22 protein-coding genes are annotated in these 21,962 nt (G+C 39.5%); 5 read left to right on the top strand and 17 right to left on the bottom strand.

Annotation, left to right across the window (positions count from 1 at the left end):
* The first annotated feature begins 140 nt into the window (after positions 1 to 140).
* The 4 genes from ACMZOO_RS17105 to ACMZOO_RS17090 are packed head-to-tail and all read left to right on the top strand — an operon-like array spanning position 141 to position 3,621.
* On the top strand, positions 141 to 386 hold the full coding sequence (locus tag ACMZOO_RS17105; protein WP_440904506.1) for an exodeoxyribonuclease VII small subunit: 246 nt from the start codon (positions 141 to 143) through the stop codon (positions 384 to 386).
* The gene (locus ACMZOO_RS17100) at positions 386 to 1,270 is read left to right on the top strand and encodes a polyprenyl synthetase family protein (RefSeq protein WP_440904505.1); all 885 of its coding nucleotides are present in this window, start codon (positions 386 to 388) and stop codon (positions 1,268 to 1,270) included. Before ACMZOO_RS17105 ends, ACMZOO_RS17100 begins: the two co-directional genes overlap by 1 nt.
* Positions 1,271 to 1,278: 8 nt before the next feature.
* A complete protein-coding gene (gene dxs / locus ACMZOO_RS17095) occupies positions 1,279 to 3,144 on the top strand; it encodes a 1-deoxy-D-xylulose-5-phosphate synthase (protein ID WP_440904504.1) in 1,866 nt (621 codons plus the stop codon).
* Positions 3,145 to 3,162: 18 nt separating this feature from the next.
* Positions 3,163 to 3,621 (top strand): MarR family winged helix-turn-helix transcriptional regulator, encoded by a 459-nt coding sequence (locus ACMZOO_RS17090; RefSeq protein ID WP_440904503.1) that lies wholly within the window; start codon positions 3,163 to 3,165, stop codon positions 3,619 to 3,621.
* Positions 3,622 to 4,047: 426 nt separating this feature from the next.
* Here ACMZOO_RS17090 and nqrM read toward each other — a convergent pair whose 3' ends face one another.
* The 14 genes from nqrM to ACMZOO_RS17020 form a co-directional block, all read right to left on the bottom strand.
* Positions 4,048 to 4,260 carry a (Na+)-NQR maturation NqrM gene (gene nqrM, locus ACMZOO_RS17085; protein WP_440904501.1) on the bottom strand — a complete coding sequence of 71 codons (213 nt, stop codon included), beginning with the start codon at positions 4,258 to 4,260 and terminating at the stop codon, positions 4,048 to 4,050.
* A gap of 11 nt (positions 4,261 to 4,271) precedes the next feature.
* Positions 4,272 to 5,291 (bottom strand): FAD:protein FMN transferase, encoded by a 1,020-nt coding sequence (locus tag ACMZOO_RS17080; RefSeq protein ID WP_440904500.1) that lies wholly within the window; start codon positions 5,289 to 5,291, stop codon positions 4,272 to 4,274.
* 15 nt (positions 5,292 to 5,306) lie between these two features.
* Entirely contained in the window at positions 5,307 to 6,539 is a 1,233-nt protein-coding gene (gene nqrF / locus ACMZOO_RS17075; RefSeq protein WP_016957809.1) for an NADH:ubiquinone reductase (Na(+)-transporting) subunit F, read from the bottom strand.
* Between the two features lie 25 nt (positions 6,540 to 6,564).
* A complete protein-coding gene (nqrE, locus tag ACMZOO_RS17070; protein ID WP_440904498.1) occupies positions 6,565 to 7,173 on the bottom strand; it encodes an NADH:ubiquinone reductase (Na(+)-transporting) subunit E in 609 nt (202 codons plus the stop codon).
* 9 nt (positions 7,174 to 7,182) lie between these two features.
* On the bottom strand, positions 7,183 to 7,809 hold the full coding sequence (locus tag ACMZOO_RS17065) for an NADH:ubiquinone reductase (Na(+)-transporting) subunit D (protein WP_016957807.1): 627 nt from the start codon (positions 7,807 to 7,809) through the stop codon (positions 7,183 to 7,185).
* Positions 7,810 to 7,812: 3 nt separating this feature from the next.
* On the bottom strand, positions 7,813 to 8,592 hold the full coding sequence (locus ACMZOO_RS17060) for a Na(+)-translocating NADH-quinone reductase subunit C (protein ID WP_440904497.1): 780 nt from the start codon (positions 8,590 to 8,592) through the stop codon (positions 7,813 to 7,815).
* Positions 8,585 to 9,784 (bottom strand): NADH:ubiquinone reductase (Na(+)-transporting) subunit B, encoded by a 1,200-nt coding sequence (locus ACMZOO_RS17055; RefSeq protein WP_440904495.1) that lies wholly within the window; start codon positions 9,782 to 9,784, stop codon positions 8,585 to 8,587. The genes ACMZOO_RS17060 and ACMZOO_RS17055 overlap by 8 nt, the downstream gene beginning before the upstream one ends.
* A gap of 1 nt (position 9,785) precedes the next feature.
* Positions 9,786 to 11,120, bottom strand: a complete 1,335-nt coding sequence (locus ACMZOO_RS17050; RefSeq protein WP_440904494.1) for a Na(+)-translocating NADH-quinone reductase subunit A — start codon at positions 11,118 to 11,120, stop codon at positions 9,786 to 9,788.
* A gap of 322 nt (positions 11,121 to 11,442) precedes the next feature.
* Complete coding sequence (gene fabV, locus ACMZOO_RS17045) at positions 11,443 to 12,627, bottom strand: enoyl-ACP reductase FabV (protein WP_440904492.1); 1,185 nt, start codon at positions 12,625 to 12,627, stop codon at positions 11,443 to 11,445.
* A gap of 32 nt (positions 12,628 to 12,659) precedes the next feature.
* Complete coding sequence (locus ACMZOO_RS17040) at positions 12,660 to 13,778, bottom strand: TRAP transporter substrate-binding protein (RefSeq protein WP_440904490.1); 1,119 nt, start codon at positions 13,776 to 13,778, stop codon at positions 12,660 to 12,662.
* Positions 13,779 to 13,797: 19 nt separating this feature from the next.
* Entirely contained in the window at positions 13,798 to 15,171 is a 1,374-nt protein-coding gene (locus ACMZOO_RS17035; RefSeq protein WP_440904488.1) for a TRAP transporter large permease, read from the bottom strand.
* A complete protein-coding gene (locus ACMZOO_RS17030) occupies positions 15,171 to 15,677 on the bottom strand; it encodes a TRAP transporter small permease subunit (protein WP_440904486.1) in 507 nt (168 codons plus the stop codon). Before ACMZOO_RS17030 ends, ACMZOO_RS17035 begins: the two co-directional genes overlap by 1 nt.
* A 63-nt stretch (positions 15,678 to 15,740) precedes the next feature.
* A complete protein-coding gene (locus ACMZOO_RS17025; RefSeq protein WP_440904485.1) occupies positions 15,741 to 16,058 on the bottom strand; it encodes a BolA family protein in 318 nt (105 codons plus the stop codon).
* Positions 16,059 to 16,096: 38 nt separating this feature from the next.
* The gene (locus ACMZOO_RS17020) at positions 16,097 to 16,720 is read right to left on the bottom strand and encodes an alpha-ketoglutarate-dependent dioxygenase AlkB family protein (RefSeq protein WP_440904484.1); all 624 of its coding nucleotides are present in this window, start codon (positions 16,718 to 16,720) and stop codon (positions 16,097 to 16,099) included.
* Between the two features lie 31 nt (positions 16,721 to 16,751).
* Here ACMZOO_RS17020 and ACMZOO_RS17015 point away from each other — a divergent pair, with 31 nt between their 5' ends.
* A complete protein-coding gene (locus tag ACMZOO_RS17015; RefSeq protein WP_440904483.1) occupies positions 16,752 to 17,951 on the top strand; it encodes a methyltransferase in 1,200 nt (399 codons plus the stop codon).
* A 72-nt stretch (positions 17,952 to 18,023) separates the two neighbouring features.
* Here the strand turns inward: ACMZOO_RS17015 and ACMZOO_RS17010 are convergent, their stop codons facing one another.
* The 3 genes from ACMZOO_RS17010 to hflD form a co-directional block, all read right to left on the bottom strand.
* A complete protein-coding gene (locus ACMZOO_RS17010) occupies positions 18,024 to 19,664 on the bottom strand; it encodes a glycoside hydrolase family 28 protein (RefSeq protein ID WP_440904482.1) in 1,641 nt (546 codons plus the stop codon).
* Positions 19,665 to 19,948: 284 nt separating this feature from the next.
* The gene (gene purB / locus ACMZOO_RS17005) at positions 19,949 to 21,316 is read right to left on the bottom strand and encodes an adenylosuccinate lyase (RefSeq protein ID WP_440904481.1); all 1,368 of its coding nucleotides are present in this window, start codon (positions 21,314 to 21,316) and stop codon (positions 19,949 to 19,951) included.
* Between the two features lie 12 nt (positions 21,317 to 21,328).
* Positions 21,329 to 21,961 (bottom strand): high frequency lysogenization protein HflD, encoded by a 633-nt coding sequence (gene hflD, locus ACMZOO_RS17000; protein ID WP_016957794.1) that lies wholly within the window; start codon positions 21,959 to 21,961, stop codon positions 21,329 to 21,331.
* Between the last annotated feature and the right edge of the window lies 1 nt (position 21,962).

Raw genomic sequence — 21,962 nt, 5'->3', positions numbered from 1 at the left:
TCATTTGCTTAATATCTAAATAGTGTCACTTTGGTTAAAAATAACTCAAGCAAGCCGTAAAAACACAATTGTTGCTTTGGCATTAGCTTATTTAAGGCTAAAATTAGCGGCTTTAACAAACTAGCAACTTGAGAAACAATATGGCCGCGAAAAAACCAGAAAATATGTCGCTAGAAGAAAGTATTCAAGAATTAGAACAACTCGTCAATGTAATGGACGATGGGCAACAATCTATTGAAGATGCACTAAAACAATATGAACGTGGTGTTGCATTAATTAGAGCAAGCCAACAAAAATTGCAGCAAGCAGAACAAAAAATAAAAATATTGCAGCAAAAAGACGACCATATAGAAATGGTTGAGTGTAAACCTGAAGATTTAGAATAATGAGCCTATTCGACCAGCTGCAACAATTTCAAACTTGGTTTAATGCCGAGATAGACAAGGCATTTGCGCATATAGACCAAAACATAGCGGATAAACTTCACCAAGCGATGCAATACAGTGTTAGCAACGGCGGTAAACGTGTCCGTCCTTTCATAATGCATACTGTGGGTCGAATGCTAGATATTGACGATAAAACTTTGTTACCAGCGTCAATCGCATTAGAGTGCATACATAGTTATTCGCTTGTCCACGATGATTTACCGGCTATGGATGACGATGAGCTTCGCCGCGGCAAACCAACCTGTCATATTCAATTTGATGAAGCTACGGCCATTTTAGCCGGAGATAGCCTGCAAACTTTAGCTTTTGAATTAATCGCTAATGCAGATGTATGCGCTGAAATAAAAGTTAGCTGGATGCAAGAACTGGCGAACCGCTCAGGTTACCACGGTATGTGCGGCGGCCAAGCGTTGGACTTAGCAGGTGAAAACACACAACTAACAGTTGAGCAATTAGAAAATATTCATTTGCTGAAAACCGCTGCCTTATTACGCGCAGCTGTAAATATGGCAACGGCCTGTAAACCAGCTATGGATAAATCTGAAAAGATTAAACTGGACAATTTCGCTAAAAACATTGGTTTAGCTTTTCAAATTCAAGATGACATTTTGGATGTAACTTCTACCACTGAAATGCTTGGAAAACCGCAAGGTTCAGACGAAAAACTTAATAAAAGCACCTACCCAGGTATTTTAGGTTTGGAACAAGCGATACAAAAAGCGGATCAAGTATATCAGAATGCACTAGAGCAAATTGATAATCTTCCCTACAATACACAAACTCTATTTGAATTTGCTCAATTTATAGTACAACGCAAACACTAACGGCACTCATGACTATTAATATTAACAAATACCCTTTACTTAGGCTGATAAACGAACCAGAAGATTTACGCAGCATGCCGGTATCTGAGCTACCAGCAGTTGCTAATGAATTACGCCAATACTTGTTGGCTTGTGTCAGTCAAAGCAGTGGGCACTTTGCTTCAGGATTAGGTGCAGTTGAGTTAACCGTAGCGCTGCACTATGTTTATAACACGCCGTTTGACCAAATTATTTGGGACGTTGGTCATCAAGCTTATCCACACAAAATATTAACCGGTCGCCGTGAGCAAATTCATACTATTCGCCAGTTAAATGGCTTACATCCCTTCCCATGGCGTGAAGAAAGTGAATTCGACACTTTGAGTGTTGGTCATTCATCAACTTCAATTAGCGCCGCTTTGGGTATTGCAATAGCGGCAGAAAAAGAAAAGAAAAACCGCCAAGCTGTTGCCATTATAGGCGATGGCGCTATTACAGCAGGTATGGCATTTGAAGCCTTGAATCATGCAGGCGATTTAAAGAAAAACATGTTAGTTATTTTAAATGATAACGACATGTCTATTTCAGAAAATGTTGGTGCGCTTAATCAGCATTTAGCCAAACTATTATCAGGCTCTGTGTACACATCATTCAGAGAAAGTGGTAAAAAAATATTAAGTGGTTTACCGCCCATTAAAGAGCTGGCAAGCAAAGCTGAAGAACATTTAAAAGGCATGATAGCACCAGGTACTATCTTTGAAGAACTTGGCTTTAATTATATAGGCCCAATTGATGGGCATGATGTACAAGGTTTAGTCGAAACTTTAAAAAACATGCGTAGCCTCAAAGGCCCGCAGTTTTTACATATAGTGACCAAAAAAGGCAAAGGATATCACCCTGCAGAGCAAGACCCTATTGGTTATCACGCTGTACCTAAATTCGATTTAACTAAATCAGAATTACCGAGTAAAAAACCACAATCCCCCACCTACTCTCAAGTATTTGGTCAATGGTTGTGTGATATGGCGAAAAAAGACGACAAACTAATGGCAATCACGCCTGCAATGCGTGAAGGCTCTGGTATGGTTAAGTTTTCGCGTGAATACCCAAAACAGTATTTTGATACAGCTATAGCAGAGCAACATGCTGTGACATTAGCAGCAGGCATGGCTATTCAAGGGCTAAAACCCGTTGTTGCAATATATTCGACCTTTTTACAACGCGGCTATGACCAACTGATCCACGATGTAGCACTACAAAAATTACCTGTGTTATTTGCAGTAGATCGCGCTGGTATCGTTGGTGCAGACGGTCCAACGCATCAAGGTACATTTGATATAAGCTTTTTACGCTTTATCCCTAATTTAATTGTAATGACCCCGAGCGATGAAAATGAATGTCGCCAAATGCTCTACACAGGTCATCAAGCGAATTTACCTGCGGTTGTTCGCTACCCAAGAGGTCAAGGCCCACAAGTTGATATTAACTGTGAAATGAGCCTGCTAGAAATTGGCAAAGCGCATAAGAAACGCACAGGACAAAAAATAGCGATTCTAAACTTCGGTCACTTAGGTCAATTCGCTGAAAAAGCAGCGGAAACACTTAATGCCAGTTATTGGGATATGCGTTTTGTTAAACCAATAGACGAACAGGCAATTATCGAAGCTGCCGAGCAACATGATTTGTTAGTCACGGTAGAAGACAACTGCATTCAAGGTGGTGCAGGCTCTGCCGTATTAGAAGTATTAGCCAAACACAAAATCGCCAAACAAGTTTTACAAATAGGCGTACCTGACGAATTTGTTAAACACGGCAGCCAAGCTGAGATTTATCAATTACTTGAGTTAGACGAGCAAGGTATATTGGCGCAAATCAATCGCTACCAAGCTCAATAATATTTATAGGCAGTTGTAATGGATAAACAAATTGATATTGAAAAAACCTTAGGTTATCAAGTCCATCAACTCGCCTTTAATATGAAAAGCATGCTAAAAAGCGTGTTTAAAAACACCGGATATGACATAACCCCAGAAGCTTACTTTTTATTAAACCTAATACCAGAAACTGGCATTGAACAAGGTGAATTGGTTAAAAAAACCGGTAAAGACAAAGCCGCCATTACCCGCCTACTTGACTGGCTCAGCGGTAAAAACTGGATAATCCGCCGTGTCGTACCAGACAACAAACGCAAAGCCATAATTAAAATATCGCCACAAGGCAAAGAAGTTTTAGTTGCACTAAACAAGGCCCTGAGCAACATCAGCCAACCTATGATGAAAGGCATAAGTAAAAACGAACACATGGTTTTGATGAATGCAATTAAACAACTAGACGATAATTTGCTTAGAATTGTTGAAAAGTTAAATGGGTAGTTTGTCGAAAGTTTAGCTTAAAAACATATCTATTTTATCGATTAGAATAGTTATAGATTCTTACCTTCCACTGCTTACGCACTATTATTAAATTGTTCCGCGCAATATATTTACTACTAAGCTATTAACTTTTAAATTCGAGAAAAATTGGATTGAAAAGGTTAGAAATTGAGACGAACAAAGAAGAGCACAACTTTAAAGCGAAACCAAATTTAAGAAAGTTCTTGGGCAATAACTTAGAGCAAAATCTCTTTTTCAGGGATGAAAAAGCGAAGCTTACATGGATGTACTTGCAGCGTTTTTGCGAAAGTTATGCCCAAGGGCTTTTTATATATAGCACGGACGTTTCAGCGCAATGTTCAATACAGCCGGACCTGCAACGACTTTCAGTTAACAGATACTAGAGAATAAACTAATTTTGAACGACTAAATAATTCGGTTCTCATTTAACATTTGATCACGCTTCATTTTAGCTTTGCGTTTGTCACAAGGATCATCACAATCACAAACTTTATCAATGCCAACCGAACCTAAACCACCACAACTACCAGAAATTGATTTTCTCTGAAAAATGTAACCTACCGCCATAGCAGAAACAATAATCAAAAAAGCAGCAAAAACTAATAAAAAAGTTGTCATTTCAATACCCACTAAAATTGTACAATATACGGCTCAAATGCTTTGGTATATTTAATCTCAAAGCCATCGTTAGATTTTATCACTAAATACACAGCAAGTCCCAAATCAGACGCCAACTGATAACCTTTTTCTGGACCAAGCACATTCAATGCAGTCGCCCAACCATCGGCTAACGTACAATTTTCTGCAACTACAGACACAGAAGCCAATTTATGCGTGATTGGTTTAGCTGTAATTGGGTCAATTGTATGCGAATAACGAATGCCATCTTGCTCAAAATAATTTCGGTAATCACCAGATGTCGCCAATGCATTGTCACCAACATTCAAAACCTGTTGCACACTGCGCTCTATTGACTGAGGTTTTTCAATAGCCACCAACCAAGATTGCCCAGCAGGCTTTTGCCCTTTTAAGCGCATTTCCCCGCCAATTTCGACTAAATAGTCGGTGATCGACAAAGATTCGAGCACTTGTGCAACAACATCTACACCATAACCTTTGGCAATTGCTGACAAATCAACTTTGAGTCTTGGATCAAGTTTAGTTAGCTGATTGCCGTTCAACAATAACTTCTCAATGCCAACATAGTCTGCTATCTGACTAAGTTGCTCGTCCGAAGGTAATTGTGTCGGTTTTTTATCTGGCCCAAAGCCCCACAAATTAACGAGTGGACCAACGGTAACATCCAAAGCACCTTGGCTTAATTTAGCAAGTTTAATTGCCTGTTCAACAACATAAGCAAAACCAGCATCGATTTGCATCGGCTCGGTTGATTGAGTTTTATTAAATTGGCTTATTTGCGAGTCAGGAATATAGGTCGACATTTGCTGATTTAACTGCAGCAAACTCTGATCAATTTTATCTTGAACTAATTTGGAGTCGATAGGCTGTTTAGGATAATAACGCACATTATAAGTAGTCCCCATGGTTCTACCTTGTAAATGTACGCCTAGGTCTTTATTTTGCTCTGTACAAGAAACAAAAAAGGCCAGCCCAAAAAGGGCTAGCCATATTTTTAACATCATCTTCATTAATAATGAATCCGATTAACCACCGAAGTCGTCCAACAAGATGTTTTCGTCTTCAACACCTAAGTCTTTCAACATGCCGATTACTGCGGCATTCATCATTGGTGGACCACACATGTAGAATTCACAATCTTCTGGTGCTTCATGATCTTTCAAATAGTTTTCATAAAGAACGTTGTGAATAAAGCCTGTGTAACCAGTCCAGTTATCTTCTGGTTGTGGATCAGATAACGCAACATGCCATTGGAAGTTGTCGTTTTCATCAGCAAGCATATCGAAATCTTCTACATAGAACATTTCACGCTTAGAACGCGCACCGTACCAGAAAGACATCTTACGAGAAGATTTAATACGACGTAATTGGTCGAAGATATGTGAACGCATTGGCGCCATACCTGCACCACCACCTACGAATACCATTTCTGCATCAGTATCTTTAGCGAAGAACTCACCAAATGGACCAGAAATAGTTACTTTATCACCTTCTTTTAAGCTCCAAATGTACGAAGACATCTTACCGCAAGGTAGTGACAAGTTGTTTGGCGGCGGCGTAGCAATACGCACGTTCAACATAATAATGCCATGCTCTTCTGGGTAGTTAGCCATAGAGTATGCACGGATTGTTTCATCATCAACTTTAGATTCTAATTTGAAGAAACCAAAACGCTCCCAGTCTGCACGATACTCTTCAGGAATATCGAAATCTGCATATTTAACATGGTGAGCTGGTGCTTCAATTTGAATATAACCACCGGCACGGAAAGGTACAACCTCACCTTCAGGAATAGCAAGTTTCAATTCTTTAATGAAAGTTGCTTTGTTATCGTTAGAAATAACAGTACATTCCCACTTTTTAATACCGAAGATTTCTTCTTCAAGTTCAATTTTCATGTCATTTTTAACAGCAACCTGACATGATAAACGACAACCTTCGCGCGCTTCACCTTTAGTAATATGGTCAAGCTCAGTCGGTAGAATTTCACCACCACCTTCTTTTACGTCTACACGACACTGGCCACAAGAACCACCACCGCCACACGCAGATGATACGAAGATACCAGCATCAGCCAAAGCACCAAGTAATTTAGAACCTGGCTTAGCAGTAATCGCTTTGTCTGGGTCGTCGTTAATTAAGATAGTGACATCGCCACTACTTACTAATTTTGATTTTGCAAATAAGATTATTGCTACTAGTACAAGTACCATAACAATAAACATTGCAACGCCTAAATAAATATCTGTTAAATTCACGGTTTATTCCTCTACTTGCTCTGGATTATAGTGATACGCCAGAGAATGACATAAAGCCTAAACCAATCAGGCCTACTGTAATAAATGTAATACCTAAGCCTTTCAAACCATCAGGAATGTCAGAGTATTTCATTTTTTCACGTACAGCAGCTAATGCAGTAATAGCTAAAGCCCAACCAACACCACTACCGATACCGAATACAACACTTTCAGCAAAGTTATAGTTTTTCTCTACCATGAAAGCCACACCACCGAAGATAGCGCAGTTAACAGTAATAAGTGGTAAGAAAATACCCAATGCGTTGTATAGAGCCGGGAAGTACTTATCTAAAAGCATCTCTAGAATTTGTACTAATGCCGCGATTACGCCGATAAACGTTAAGAATTTTAAGAAGCTTAAATCTGCTTCAGGGAATCCAGCCCAAGCTAAAGCGCCTGGTGCTAACAAGTTAGCATAAATAACTTGGTTAACTGGTACTGAAATACCTAGTACTACGACTACAGCAACACCTAAGCCGAAAGCTGTTGTTACTTTCTTAGAAACCGCTAAAAAAGTACACATACCTAGGAAGAAAGCTAACGCAAGGTTTTCAATGAAAACTGCGCGAACGAATAAACTTATATAATGTTCCATCTCAGCCTCTTATTTTTCTACCTGTTCTTTACGGAAAGTACGTAAAACCCAGATGAATAAACCAATGATGAAGAAAGCGCTAGGTGGCATTAACAATAAGCCCATAGGTTGATACCAACCACCGTTTGAAACAAGTGGTAAAATTTCAACACCGAATAAGCTACCAGAACCAAATAGTTCACGGATAACACCAACAGTGATTAATACAACGCTATAACCTAAGCCGTTACCAATACCGTCTAAGAAACTCATAAACGGCGGACTCTTCATCGCATACGCTTCTGCACGACCCATTACGATACAGTTAGTGATGATCAAACCAACGAATACTGACAACTGTTTAGCGATGTCATATGCGTAAGCTTTTAATAACTGATCAACCAAGATTACCAATGAAGCGATAATGGTCATTTGCACGATAATACGTACGCTTGATGGAATATGATTACGAATAATAGATATAAACAAGCTTGAGAACGCAGTAACAAAAGTTAACGCGATACACATTACAATGGTTGTTTCCATTTTACTTGTTACAGCTAATGCAGAACAGATACCCAATACTTGCAATGCAATTGGGTTGTTCGCAAAAATCGGTCCAAATAGAACCTTTTGAGCTTCGCTACTTTTAGCCATGAATTATGCTCCTTGACGCTGTGTTTCTAGGTATTTTTTGAAACCTAGCTCGCCTAACCAGAAATCGAATGTGAATTGCACACCGTTACTTGTTAGAGTCGCACCAGATAGACCATCGATTTTGTGCTCAGTACCTTTAGGTGCTTCGCCTTTAACAATCTCGATAGACATTTCGCCTTGGTCGTTGTAAATTTTCTTACCAACCCAAATTGCTTTCCATTTAGGATTCTCAATTTCAGCACCTAAGCCAGGGGTTTCACCTTGCTCATAGTAGTTTAAGTTGATAATAGTATTTGCATCAGGTTTTACCGCAACAAATGCGTACATTGTTGACCATAAACCATAACCATGAACCGGTAATACATAGCTTAAAAACTCGCCTTGCTCGTTATTCGCTAAATAAACCACTGCATTGTTAGAACGACGTTTAATGCTTGCTACGTCTTGGTCTTGAGTCAAAGTAATAGAAGTACTAGGCTCTTTAGCAGACGCGCGTTGGTCGAAAGTATCTGCATTAATACTATCAACGTATTCGCCTGTTTCTAAGTTAACAACTTTTGCAGTAATTAAGTTTTTGTAGCGCTGTTTAATTTCCGCAGCAGTTGCGCCTGCTGGTAATAAATCAGCTGCTAATAGAATATTTTTTTGTTTATCTAATGCTTTGTTTTCTTCTTGTTGAGGGCGTAACGCAACCGCAGAACCCGCAACAATAATCGCACAGACCAAACAAAGTGAAATAACAACCGTCAGCGTTTTGCTGATTGAATCATTTCCTTTAGACATTACGTGCTAACCTCCGCTTGATGTTTGCAGATACAACGAAGTGGTCAAATAATGGCGCGAATACATTCGCAAATAAGATAGCCAACATCATACCTTCTGGGTATGCAGGGTTAACTACACGGATCATAACCACCATGAAACCAATCAAAATACCGTATGCCCATTTACCTTGGTTGGTGAATGAAGCTGATACTGGATCAGTTGCCATAAACATCATACCGAATGCAAAACCACCAATTACTAAATGCCAGTACCAAGGCATAGCAAATAATGGGTTAGTATCGCTACCAATCAAGTTAAACATGGTAGAGAAAATCGCCATACCGGCAAAAGTACCTAATACGATACGCCATGAAGCAATGCGGAAGTAAATTAACGCTAAACCACCGATTAAGATAGCTAGAGTTGAAACTTCACCCATAGAGCCTGCGATATTACCGTAGAATGCATCCCACCATTGGCCAGTTAATGCATAGTCTAATTGACCTTGCGCAGCTTGGCTCAATAAAGTAGCACCAGAAAAACCATCTGCAGCAACCCATACCGCATCACCAGAGATTTGAGCTGGGTAAGCAAAGAATAAGAATGCACGGCCCGCTAATGCAGGGTTTAAGAAGTTACGGCCAGTACCACCAAATACTTCTTTACCAATTACCACACCAAAAGTGATACCTAAAGCAACCTGCCATAAAGGAATTGTTGCTGGCAAAATCAATGCAAATAATACTGAAGTTACGAAGAAACCTTCGTTTACTTCATGTTTGCGGATTGAAGCAAATAATACTTCCCAGAAACCACCAACAGCGAAAGTAACCGCATAAATAGGTAAGAAGAACATAGCACCGTAGAACATTTTACCGCCCCACCCGCTGCCTTCTAGCGTTCCGCCTAATGCAGTGAATAAATCAACTTGCCAAGTTTGTGGTAAACCAGCACCAGCAGCAATTGCAGCTTCTGCTTGTAAACCAATGTTGTACATACCGTAAAACATTGCAGGGAAAGTCATCATCCATACAAGGATCATGATGCGCTTAAGATCGATACTGTCACGAATGTGAGTACGACCTTTAGTCACTAAGCCTGGCGTATAAAAAATAGTTGCAGCTGCTTCATACAACGCATACCACTTTTCATATTTACCGCCTTTTTCAAATAACGGCTCAATTTCTTCTAAATAGGACTTTAAACCCATCTTAGCCCTCCTTCTCGATTTGCGTTAAACGTGAACGCAAGATCGAACCATAGTCGTATTTGCCTGGACAAACGAAAGTACAAAGTGCTAAATCTTCTTCGTCTAATTCCAAACAACCCAAAGATTGAGCTGAATCAACGTCGCCAGCAACCAAATCACGCAACAATAAAGTTGGGATGATATCTAGTGGCATAACACGCTCATAGTTTCCGATTGGAACCATAGCGCGGTCAGAACCACGAGTTGTTGTTGTGAAGTTGAATAACTTGCTTGGAGATAAGTGAGAAAGATACGCACGAGTGATTGAGAACATGCTTGCACCTGGTGCAATCCAACCAAACAATTCTTTTTCACGACCTTCAGCTAATACAGAAACTTGTGTTGCGTAACGGCCTAAATAACCATGTACACCACCCGCATCGTGACCAGCTAATACTGAACCAGAAATCACACGTAATTCACCGTCTGCAACTTCACCGTCAGTTAATTGCTCTAGGCTTGCGCCAACTAGCGTTTTAACTAAACGAGGATTGTTAACCGCAGGACCTGCTAAAGCAACAACACGTGTATTTGGCAATTCACCAGTGGTAAACAATTGGCCTACAGCAACTACGTCTTGGTAGTTAATGTGCCAAACTTGCTTTTCCATGCTCACTGGGTCTAAGAAGTGGATATGAGTTCCCACTAAACCAGCTGGATGCACGCCACCAAACTCTTCTACTTGCACGCCATCAACGCTAGGAATATCTGCGCCTGAAGCTTTACATAAAAAAGTTTTTGGAGCCAATTTAGCAAGTAATGCTAAACCGTTTTTGAAGTCTTCTTCTTGGCCTTTTAATACAACCGCAGGATCAGCTGCTAATGGGTTGGTATCAATTGCCGTAACGAATAATGAAGAAGGAGTGGCATCTACTGCTGGGATTTTGCTGAATGGACGCGTTCTTAAGGCAGTCCATAAACCTGATTCAACTAAAGTATCAACAATTTGTTGACGCTCTAATGAGCCAAGTTGATCCGCAGCTGTTTTAGCGAATTCTACTTTGTCGTCGCCTTGAATCTCAATAACAACAGACTGTAAAACACGTTTAGCACCACGATTGATTTCTTTAACTACCCCTGCTGCTGGCGCAGTGAATTGTACACCGGGATTCTTTTTGTCAGCAAAAAGAACCTGTCCTTTTTTTACTACGTCGTCAACGCGGACGCTCATAGTAGGACGCATGCCAATGTATTCTTCACCAAGGATAGCAACTCTTGTGACGGCTTTGCCGTCAGATATTGCTTGTTGTGGAGTTCCTGAAACAGGAACATCCAAGCCTTTCTTGATAGTTATCATACTCATTGCACTTGTTTTTAAGGTTTAAAACGAAATTTGGAATATGGTTCGCTTTAGCGCTATCGAGCTAATTTCAAATGATTAGCTTCTTTGCTCTTGTCGCTATTTACAGCTATATATAAAACCCGCGGATTTTAACATTGTTTTACACCATGTATCCACGAAAAATACTGATTTGATTGAGATTAGGTTAAATTTTTCAAATTGACAATTTGAAAACAGAGGGAATTGCTGTTTTTTTATACTTTTTTAAATCTGCAAAAATAAAGGGCGTATAAAACGCCCTTTATTAACAAAACCAGATTTACTGATTAAAGGTCAATTATTCAAGATCTAACTCAACTAACGGGTTAACGTCAGCGTCATAATCAACATTATCGTATTCAAAACCGAATAAGTGTAAAAATTCTCGGTTATAGCTGATGTAGTCAGTCAAATCATCAATTGTTTCAGTTGTTACTGAATCCCAAATAATTTGCACTGCATCTTGTACTTTATCTTCTAATTCTTTGTAGTTTTGGCTTAAGCGACCGGCTTCGTCAAAACGCGGATTTTCACCATATAAGTTTTCAGAGAATAAAGCTTGAATTTGTTCAATAACACCTTCATAAGTACCCTGCTCTTTCATTACTTTGAATAAAGCAGAAATATATAAAGGCATAATTGGAATTGCCGAGCTCGCTTGAGTTACAACTGCATTTAGTGAAGTTACATAAGCTTCACCACTTAAACCATCAGTAGACTGCTTAATTGCAGCAGCTGCTCTGTCTAAGTCTTCTTTCGCTTTACCAATTGTTGCATGACCATAAATAGGCCAAGTTAGTTTTTTACCAATATATGTATAAGCAGTTGTTTTAAAACCTTCAGCTAATACGTCAGCTTCTTGTAATGCTTTGATCCATAATTCCCAATCAGCACCACCCATAACGTCGATTGTGCCTTGAATTTCTGCTTCATTAGCAGCTTCAACTGTAACTTCGTCGATTTCACGCTTTGAAGTATTTAAGTTTTTAGTGGTAACTGTTTGGCCGATAGGCTTTAAAGTTGAAGAATAAACTTCACCAGTGTCAGGATCTGTTCTGCGTGGTGAAGCTAAGCTATAAATAACTAAATCAATTTTGCCGAGTTCTTTTTTGATTACATCAATTGCTTTTGCTTTGATTTCGTGTGAAAACGCATCGCCATTGATGTTTTTAGCCCATAAACCCGCTTCTTTAGCGAATTTATTGAATGCCGCAGTGTTGTACCAACCCGCACTCGCACACTTTTTCTCAGTAGGCTCTTTTTCAAAAAAGATACCTAAAGTTTTAGCACCACTGCCAAATGCTGCTGTGATACGTGAAGCCAAACCATAACCAGTTGATGAACCAATAACCAACACATTTTTTGGTCCTTCAGGATTCGATTTGCTTTTTACATATTCAATTTGGCGTTTTACTGATTCTTCACAACCAACTGGGTGTGCATTTGTACAAATAAAACCACGTACTTTTGGTTTAATAACCATATGTATAATCCTATTCTATTATCTAGCTAAATTTATTTCTGCACAGCTTGAGCTTGTGCCCAATCGATGCCATTTCTATTGTGAAAATAATCTTGTTCGGTTAACGCGTGATATTCTGAGGATTGTGCTAAAAATCTTTGGTAAGAAGCAAATATTTTTTGCGCCATCTCGTCACTAGCAACCAAGTTTTTAACTGATTTAAGACTAGACGCCTTAAGCGCTTCTATAACATCAGTCGGGAATTTGCGAATTTGCACACCTTTTTCTTTTAGGCTTTGCAAAGCTTCGTTATTTTTAGCTGTGTATAGTGCAAGCATGTTTGCATTGGCCGCTTCTGTAGCAATTTCAACAATGGCTTGTAAATCAGCAGGTAACTGCTCAAAAGCCTCTTTATTTACGATAAATTCTAAAGCAGCGCCAGGCTCTTGCCAGCCAGTTACATAATAATAAGGTGCAGTTTTATATAATCCAAAAGCCAAGTCATTGTATGGGCCCACCCAATCAGCTGCGTCTAACGCACCACTTTGCATCGCACTAAATAACTCACCACCCGGCATTTGCACTGGAATCCCACCTAAATCAGCTACCACTTCACCCGCTAAACCTGGAATACGCATTTTTAAACCGTTAAAGTCAGCTAAGCTGTTGATCTCTTTTTGAAACCAACCAGCCATTTGCACACCTGTGTTACCACCAGGGAAAGGAATTAAGCCAAATGGCTCATAGGCTTCTTTCCATAATTTATTACCACCACCGTGATAAAACCAACCATTAGTTTCTTGAGCATTCATACCAAAAGGAATGGTTGTGAAAAACTGTGCAGCAGGAATTTTACCTTTCCAATAATAGGCAGCGCCATGGCCCATTTGTGCAGCACCACTTTTTACCGCGTCAAAGGTTTGCAAAGCTGGGACCATTTCACCGGCACCATATACCTTTATGCTTAATCGACCACCAGACATTTTTTCAACATTGTTGGCAAAATCTTGTGGCGTTGTGCCTAAACCCGGAAAATTCTTTGGCCAAGTTGTGACCATTTTCCACTTATATTTTTGTTGTGCCGCAGCACTCGTACCACTTGCGTCGTCTTTTGAACACGCAGATAACAAGGTTGTTAGCGCAACAACCAATCCTATGGTAATTTTTTTCATTATTTCCTACCTAACTAAACTAAAAACCATCAGCGTAAACAACAGATGGCAACCAGGTCGCTAATTCAGGCCATATCGCCAATGCAACTAGGACAAATAACTGAATAATTATAAATGGCACCACACCTTTATATATTTGTGTGGTTTTAATTGCTTTATCAGCCACGCCACGTAAATAAAATAATGCAAAGCCAAAAGGTGGTGTTAAAAACGACGTTTGCAAATTGATTGCTATCATAATGCCTAACCAAACCGGATCAAGCCCCATTGACAGTAAAACAGGTGCAACAATAGGCACTACCACAAAAGTAATTTCAATAAAGTCGAGAATAAAACCTAGTAGAAACAGAATAACCATTACCAGCAACATGGCGGTAAATACACCGCCTGGTAGGCTTTCAAATACGGATTCAATTAACTCTTCACCACCCAACCCACGAAATACCAAGGAGAAAACCGATGCGCCAATTAAAATCAAAAACACCATACAGGTACATGTTAATGTCGCTTTATTTGCCGCTGTAAGCATTTTAATATTAAGCGCACCTTTAGCTAGCGCCAAAATAAGTGCACCGAAAGCACCTATTGCAGCGGCCTCAGTTGGTGTGGCAAAACCTGCGAGTATAGAGCCTAGTACGATAATTATAAGCAATATCGGAGGTACAACGGCTTTAATTAGCTGACCTAGTTTTACTTTTTCTTTGCTATCAAAGGCAGGTAAATATTCAGGCTTAAACCAAGCTACCGCCAATAAATAAACTAAGTAGAGTACAACCAACAAAATACCAGGGACGATTGCACCGACAAATAGATCACCTACTGAAACCGTTTCTGGAGAAAAGATCCCCATATCCAGTTGAGACTGCTGAAATGCATTTGAAATAACATCACCAAGTAAAACCAGCGCAATAGATGGTGGGATGATCTGCCCTAAAGTACCTACAGCACAAATGCTGCCACAGGCAATTGAGGGGTTGTATTTTTGTTTGAGCATAGCAGGTAAAGACAACAAGCCCATAGTAACGACGGTCGCACCAACTATGCCAGTACTTGCTGCGAGCAATGCCCCAACGATAACCACAGCTATGGCTAAACCGCCACGAAAACGCGAAAATAACTGAGAAATTGAAATTAGTAGCTCTTCAGCAATTTTAGACTTTTCTAACACCACGCCCATAAATACAAATAAAGGCACAGCGAGCAAGGTTTGATTATTCATTATGCCAAATATGCGGCTTGGCAATGCGTGCATAAAAGCAGTGTCAAAGACACCGAGAAAAGACCCGAGGAAAGCAAAAATGAGTGATGTTCCAGCTAGGGCAAAAGCAACAGGATAACCCGTCAGTAAAACTAAACAGACAGCAACAAAAAGAACTAAAGACAAATATTCCATTATGCGTTGCCCTCTGTTATCGCTGCGATATTCTTAAGGATTTCACTTAGCCCTTGCACAAAGAAAAACACACAGAATGCGATAATAAAACTCTTCAATAAAAACACAAACGGTAAACCACCAGCATCCACTGAACCTTCCATTATCATCCAGCTATCTGCAACGTATTGCCAGCTGTATACCGCGATTGCAATAACCACAGGCCATAATAACAACACACTACCGCATAGATTAACCAAAGCTTTTTTCTGCGGAGTAAATTTTGTATAAAGCACATCAACCCTAACGTGCTCGTTGTGTTTAAGCGTGTAAGCTGAGCCTAATAGAAATAATGCAGAATGCAGATACAACACAAGTTCTTGAGCAGCAATTGAGCCAACTGAAAAACCATAACGAAGAAAAACAATCGCCGCCATTAACACAACAATAAGAGTTGCAAACCAAGCAACAATATTGCCGCAGGTTTCAGAAAAGGCGTCTAATTTATTGCTTATGTGCAAAAGCATTTTGATTCCATTTTATTTTTTGCGCGCATTATACCCAAGGTTGACCAAATTGCGAGTTTGCCACTACTTGTCCGACTTGCTTCCACCTAAACATTTTGGCGACAAAGGTACGTTTACTTTTCCACTTTGCCATTCTTCAACCGAATAAGTGTGGATAGATAAAGCATGGACAACACCTGCCAGCTCTTCGGCTAAACATTCGTTAACTGCACGGTGACACTGTATCAGTCTTTTACCGGCAAATTCGTCTGCAGCAATGATAACTTTATAATGTGAATCTGTCGCTGGCCCAGAGTGCATATGGCTTTCATTCTGAACATCCAACTCAATTGGATTAAATCTCTGTTTTAATTTATCGAAGATAATTTGATCTGTTGTCATTTTTTACGTCTCTAATTTTTGTCACCGGTATACACAAACTACTGGTATATGTATCTGAACGTTAAATTGATGCGCCCATCTGTAATTTTTGTCCGTTTAGGCAAACTATGAAACCAAAACTCTTGGGTGTCTCTTGCCATAATCAACAAGCTACCATGCTGCAAGGTCACTTTTTGTTGTTCACCAGATAACCTATGTTTAAACAAGAATTCTCGTTCACAACCAAAAGTAAAAGATGCAATGGTCGGTTGTTTGCCTAATTCAGCTTCATCATCAGCATGCCATCCCATAGTATCTTGGCCGTTGCGGTAATAATTGGCCAAAACACAATTAAATTTAGCACCACAAGTTTGTTCAGCTAAATCTCTTAATTGCGCCAATTCAGCAGGCCAAATATCAGCAGTGAAGGTTTCACCTGAATATTTGTATTTTAACGGTTTAGCCGCATAGAATGCTTGCAACCTTGGTATTGGATGCGTTTTTCCGTAAACAGTAATGTGCGCTTGTTGCCAAGCGAGTTTGTCTTTCAACCATTCGAACCATAAATCTGCCGCATCATGGCTAATTAAGTTTGAATAATAACTGACGTCCGCATTGCGCATTTGTAGCTTATGCGGATGTATTACTTGTTCATGCTCTTGGCCTTGATACAATAGCGTCAATTTATATATCCAGTGTTTACTTAATTCTTATATGCCGCAAGATAATCATAACTACCCAGTTGAACAATGCCCATTAACGCTCTGGCGCTATCCTAAACAGGATGTTCGCTCTTCACTTCAGGCATGGGACAGTGCTGATATTTTATTGGCAGAAACAGCTTTGCCAATTCTAACACAAACTAATGCCAGTACATTAGTTGTCAATGACCAATTTGGCGCTATAAGCTTGCATTTGCAAAGTGTAACGTCAGCACCAATTAGCTTTTATAGCGACTCAAAAATAGCCCATTTAGCTTACCAACAAAATCTACAGCTAAATTCAGATAATTCAGCAAAAACTGATTTAACAATCACCCCACTTGGCAGCAGTTTAAATGACTTAAACAAGATAACAGCAGAGCAAGTTTATCTAATCAAAATTCCCAAAAACTTAGATTTCCTTGAAGCTATTTTGGATAAAATTCATCAGGTAGCAGCTGATGATGTACAAGTTATTGCAGCGGCTAAAGCGACTGAGATAAATAACAAAGTAGTTAAGTTATTTAATCGCTACTTTAAACAAGTGGATGTGGGTTTAGCGGTAAAAAAATCCCGAACTATTAGAGCATCAGGGAAACAGCCGTCACCTTATTCATCTTACTCGTATTGGAAAACTTGGCAGTTAGATAATGGTTTAACTATTTATAACGCGCCGAATGTGTTTTCACGCAGTAGTTTAGATATGGGCGCGGCATTTTTCCTACCTCACCTTCCGGCAAAACCGCATGACTTTCAGCCAACACAAACACATGTGTTTGATTTGGCTTGCGGCAATGGTATTTTATCCGCTTACATTGCTAATTCGTTTCGGCAAAATAACTGTGCTGGCGAATTAGTTATCCATTTGTTTGACGAGTCATATATGGCGATAGAGTCAGCGGTTAAAACACTCGAAGAAAATAATCTTAACAATATCAAAATAAAAACCTGTTGGAATGACTGTTTAGCTGATGTCGAGCAAAAAGCACATTGGATTGTATGTAACCCTCCTTTCCATCAACAAAAAACCATCACCGATCATATTGCGATGCAAATGTTTAACCAGAGTAAAGTGTGTTTAGCTGAAGGCGGCAAGCTCAGTATTGTTGGCAATGCCCATTTAGGTTATGGCAAACGCTTAAATGAAATTTTTGGTTCCAGTCAACTTGTGGCACAAGATAAAAGGTTTGTCGTATTAAAAGCCAATGGTTAGCTCGGATTGACCTGAGCAAAATAAGTATAAGGTCAGAGCATATCCCTGACCTTATGAATACGGAAGTTTAAACTAAAAGGGTGAATCCGGTGCCGGATAAGGTTCAAAACGACTGTCAGGACAGTCTATCGCTTTCGCCTGTTTAGTTTGTTTATCAAAAACCTTAATATCAGCCTGCTCACGCACAGGGAAATTTACCACTGGATTCGGCCCAAAGGTATATTCAATGTGATGGTGGCTATAATGTTTATTGTCACGAATTTCAGGTTTCGTATCGTAAACCACATTATCTAAAGTAAGTTTTAACGGGTTAATTAAATGCTTAGACTGATATCCACTAACATTTACTAACGACTCATTATATTTGGCATCTGGGTAATCTACGTATCGAAAATTACGTACAACAATGTTTTCCATTTTCGGCGGTAAGTTATCCTTCTTAGTTGAGCTGTAATAAGGTGTGAAAACCATAGAATCTTTAGCTCGGCGCATACACACATTATCGTATGTTACATTAGTGATATCACCACCACGTTTTCCATCCGATTTAATCCGAATACCAACGCCATGACCACTATCCATACCATCTAACGTCAAATCCCAAATTTTGATATTGTTAACACCCGCATCAGTTTCACTGCCAATCGACATGCCATGGCCATAATAAAACTGATTGTGTGCGTATAAATGGTTTTCTGTTGCAGGTCTGTCAGTTTCTTTACCTGATTTAATCGCAACATTGTCATCACCTGTACTGATATACGAATAAGCAAGAGTAACGTTTTTACTTGCACCAGGGTCGATACCATCAGTGTTTTTCACCAATTCAGGGATAAAACAAGTACTTGGTTTATCTAACTTACCTGGTCTTGGCATATCTTCTTCAGCACATTTGTAACCCGGTACTGTATACGCCAGTGAAGGGGTTAACAATTTAATGCCCCAGAAAATTAATCCATCAGCTCTTTTTGCTGCAACGTGGAATTTACCACCATTTTGTAAACCTACTTTGTAGAAAGTAAAGTTTTTCGCATCGTCTATTTGCAACATACGCGGATTGTTTTGCTCAAGCTTAGGTTTAGCTTTGCTTTGCATCGACAGATCCCACCAAGTAGTTTGGTAAGCACGCTTGCCTGAAGTTAAAATAGCACCGCCTCGGGCATCTATTGTCCCTTCACCATAAATACCACTATTCTCTGTTTTGCTGGCGTAAATCCAAGGTTTACAGCGATTTTTAATTTTTGGTAGTGCGTCACCACAAACGCCATCACCTAAGTCATAATCGGCAGGGCTACGCGAGGCAAATAACTTAACCTCTTTTTCGATCCACAAACTGACACCAGAAGGAATTTCAATTGGCCCGGTCAAAAAACCATTATTGCCATTGTGTTTAACTAATTTAACCGCTTGACCTTTAGGGCAATTATCTAATGCCTGCTGTAAACGCTCAGAATCTGGACTTGAGTTTTTTGGATCATGATCAATTTCGTCAGGCAATACCCAATTAACATACTTGAGGTTGGCTTTTAATTCGCTACAAACTTTAGTTGGGAAACTTGGCTCTGGCGGCAATAATTTTTCGTATTCGGCGTGTAATCGAACATTCGATGCTTGGGCGCTGAAAATCGCTAGTGATAAACCAACTACCCCACCATTGAGCGCCAGTTTTAATAATTTATTCATAGACAAGAAATTACCTATATTGAATTGCATAATTTAACTGCATTCCATGCAAACCTATACCAACAACACTCTAAACATAGTTATATTTATATATTTAGCAACAATGCCACCGGTAGCACTTGGTAAGTATATACATATTTTATACAATTACCAATCTTGTTTAATAAATAACGGCTTGGTTATTTAACGATAGCGCAAAAAGAAAATAGCGAATCACACTAGAGCGACTAGGCAGGAAAATGGAGGAAATTTAATTTGATAAAAACAAGGCAAACGTATGTTTGCCTTGTTAAATTATTACAGCTATTAGTAAATTAAAGTAAATCTACTAATTTTTGTGCATCACCAATGTATTTAGCTGGCGTTAATTCTTTAAGGCGAGCTTTTTCATTCGCAGGCATAGCTAAACCATCAATAAACTCAGCCATAGCTTTTTGGTCCACACGTTTACCACGGGTTAACTCTTTAAGCTTCTCGTATGGTTTTTCAATACCATAACGACGCATTACTGTTTGAATTGGCTCAGCCAATAATTCCCAGTTTTGGTCAAGTTCAGCTAAGAAGCTAGCTTCGTTAACTTCTAACTTGCTGATACCTTTAAGCGTTGCTTGATAAGCAATAATTGTGTGTGCAACACCTACACCTAAGTTACGCAATACAGTTGAATCTGTTAAATCACGCTGCCAACGAGAAACTGGCAATTTAGCCGCTAAGTGATCAAAAATTGCGTTGGCTAAACCTAAGTTACCTTCTGAGTTTTCAAAATCAATTGGGTTAACTTTATGCGGCATAGTTGATGAACCAATTTCGCCAGCAATAGTTTTTTGTTTGAAGTGACCTAACGCAATGTAAGCCCAAATGTCGCGGTCGAAATCTAAAATGATGGTATTTGCACGTGCAACAGCATCAAACAACTCAGCGATATAATCGTGTGGCTCAATTTGAGTTGTGTACGGGTTCCAAGTTAAACCTATGCTAGTAACAAACTCTTCACTGATTTCATGCCAGTTTAATTCAGGGTATGCTGATAAATGTGCGTTGTAGTTACCTACTGCACCATTGATTTTACCTAAAATTTCTACTTTGGCGATTTGATCACGTTGACGCTTTAAACGCATATAAACGTTAGCCATTTCTTTACCCATAGTGGTAGGTGAAGCTGGCTGACCGTGAGTACGCGCCATCATAGCAACGTCACGATATTCTTTCGCCATACGGTGTAATTCAGCCAAAATTTTATCAATGTAAGGCAAAATTACTGTGTCACGCGCTTCGCGTAACATTAAACCGTGAGAAGTGTTGTTGATATCTTCTGAGGTACAAGCAAAGTGTAAAAACTCAGTAACCGCGTGTAATTCAGGAATATTCGCTACTTTTTCTTTTAAAAAGTACTCAACCGCTTTAACGTCGTGGTTAGTTGTGCGCTCGATTTCTTTTACACGAGCAGCATCTGCTTCACTGAAATATTCAACAATTTCGTCTAATGCAGTATTTGCTTCAGCTGAAAATTCAGGTACTTCTTTAATACCGGCAATTTTTGATAATTTTTGTAACCAACGCACTTCAACCGTTACGCGGTATTTAGTTAAACCGAACTCACTAAAAATTGATCTAAGTTCAGTTGTTTTACTACCGTAACGACCATCAACTGGTGAAACCGCAGTTAAGCTGGATAATTCCATCGAAATCTCCTGTTAAATATTGGATATTTGTTGAAGTGCGTGCGCCGAAAAACGCACCCATTTTTGTCTTCTAAATAAAATATTACGTCTTTTACCACCTAGCTGACGCCAAAGCACAGCTGAGCGCAACGCAGCAAGCAACAGCGCGCGTACTTTATTTTGCACTAAACGCTGTTGTAATAAATTTGGGTTGCCCATGACACGAATTTTCGGGCCGAGTGGACTGATTACATCTTTATATATACCGGCAAATCCTTCTACCACAACATCATGCAATAAATCATAATGTGCTAGTTTAGTTTCCATTGCATCTATTTGCTGGCCAAGTTTACGCAATGATTGTGGATTCTTTGCTAACTTGCGTTCAAGGGTTAATACACTTAACACATAACGGGTTAACTCAGCATCTTTCACTTGCGCTTGATGGCCTAACTGATCATGAATATTGGTTAAACCCGGCTTTAAATTAGCCAGCTCGCCGTAAACATCAACTGTATCCGCTGGGTTGGTATTTAACACACTGTTTAGCATAGTGGTTAATTGTGCGTCGTCCATTTCACCTTTACGGGCAATTTTTTGCACCAAAGCACAGGCTTGGCAAACGCCTGCTAACGCTAATGTTTGTTCGTAAGATACGTCTGACATC

Origin of the sequence: Catenovulum sp. SX2 (assembly GCF_052056295.1) — a bacterium.
In the GTDB taxonomy this organism is placed as follows: domain Bacteria; phylum Pseudomonadota; class Gammaproteobacteria; order Enterobacterales; family Alteromonadaceae; genus Catenovulum.
Note: the sequence above shows the minus strand (reverse complement) of the source record. Positions and strands in the feature narration are given on the sequence as shown.

Coding starts and splice junctions, on each gene's coding strand:
- purB (WP_440904481.1), bottom strand. CDS start 21,316: ATGGAATTATCCAGCTTAACTGCGGTTTCACCAGTTGATGGTCGTTAC.
- ACMZOO_RS17065 (WP_016957807.1), bottom strand. CDS start 7,809: ATGGCTAAAAGTAGCGAAGCTCAAAAGGTTCTATTTGGACCGATTTTT.
- ACMZOO_RS17030 (WP_440904486.1), bottom strand. CDS start 15,677: ATGCTTTTGCACATAAGCAATAAATTAGACGCCTTTTCTGAAACCTGC.
- nqrE (WP_440904498.1), bottom strand. CDS start 7,173: ATGGAACATTATATAAGTTTATTCGTTCGCGCAGTTTTCATTGAAAAC.
- ACMZOO_RS17015 (WP_440904483.1), top strand. CDS start 16,752: ATGCCGCAAGATAATCATAACTACCCAGTTGAACAATGCCCATTAACG.
- nqrM (WP_440904501.1), bottom strand. CDS start 4,260: ATGACAACTTTTTTATTAGTTTTTGCTGCTTTTTTGATTATTGTTTCT.
- ACMZOO_RS17105 (WP_440904506.1), top strand. CDS start 141: ATGGCCGCGAAAAAACCAGAAAATATGTCGCTAGAAGAAAGTATTCAA.
- ACMZOO_RS17060 (WP_440904497.1), bottom strand. CDS start 8,592: ATGTCTAAAGGAAATGATTCAATCAGCAAAACGCTGACGGTTGTTATT.
- ACMZOO_RS17035 (WP_440904488.1), bottom strand. CDS start 15,171: ATGGAATATTTGTCTTTAGTTCTTTTTGTTGCTGTCTGTTTAGTTTTA.
- hflD (WP_016957794.1), bottom strand. CDS start 21,961: ATGTCAGACGTATCTTACGAACAAACATTAGCGTTAGCAGGCGTTTGC.
- fabV (WP_440904492.1), bottom strand. CDS start 12,627: ATGGTTATTAAACCAAAAGTACGTGGTTTTATTTGTACAAATGCACAC.
- dxs (WP_440904504.1), top strand. CDS start 1,279: ATGACTATTAATATTAACAAATACCCTTTACTTAGGCTGATAAACGAA.
- ACMZOO_RS17040 (WP_440904490.1), bottom strand. CDS start 13,778: ATGAAAAAAATTACCATAGGATTGGTTGTTGCGCTAACAACCTTGTTA.
- ACMZOO_RS17010 (WP_440904482.1), bottom strand. CDS start 19,664: ATGCAATTCAATATAGGTAATTTCTTGTCTATGAATAAATTATTAAAA.
- ACMZOO_RS17025 (WP_440904485.1), bottom strand. CDS start 16,058: ATGACAACAGATCAAATTATCTTCGATAAATTAAAACAGAGATTTAAT.
- ACMZOO_RS17055 (WP_440904495.1), bottom strand. CDS start 9,784: ATGGGTTTAAAGTCCTATTTAGAAGAAATTGAGCCGTTATTTGAAAAA.
- ACMZOO_RS17080 (WP_440904500.1), bottom strand. CDS start 5,291: ATGAAGATGATGTTAAAAATATGGCTAGCCCTTTTTGGGCTGGCCTTT.
- ACMZOO_RS17100 (WP_440904505.1), top strand. CDS start 386: ATGAGCCTATTCGACCAGCTGCAACAATTTCAAACTTGGTTTAATGCC.
- ACMZOO_RS17090 (WP_440904503.1), top strand. CDS start 3,163: ATGGATAAACAAATTGATATTGAAAAAACCTTAGGTTATCAAGTCCAT.
- ACMZOO_RS17050 (WP_440904494.1), bottom strand. CDS start 11,120: ATGATAACTATCAAGAAAGGCTTGGATGTTCCTGTTTCAGGAACTCCA.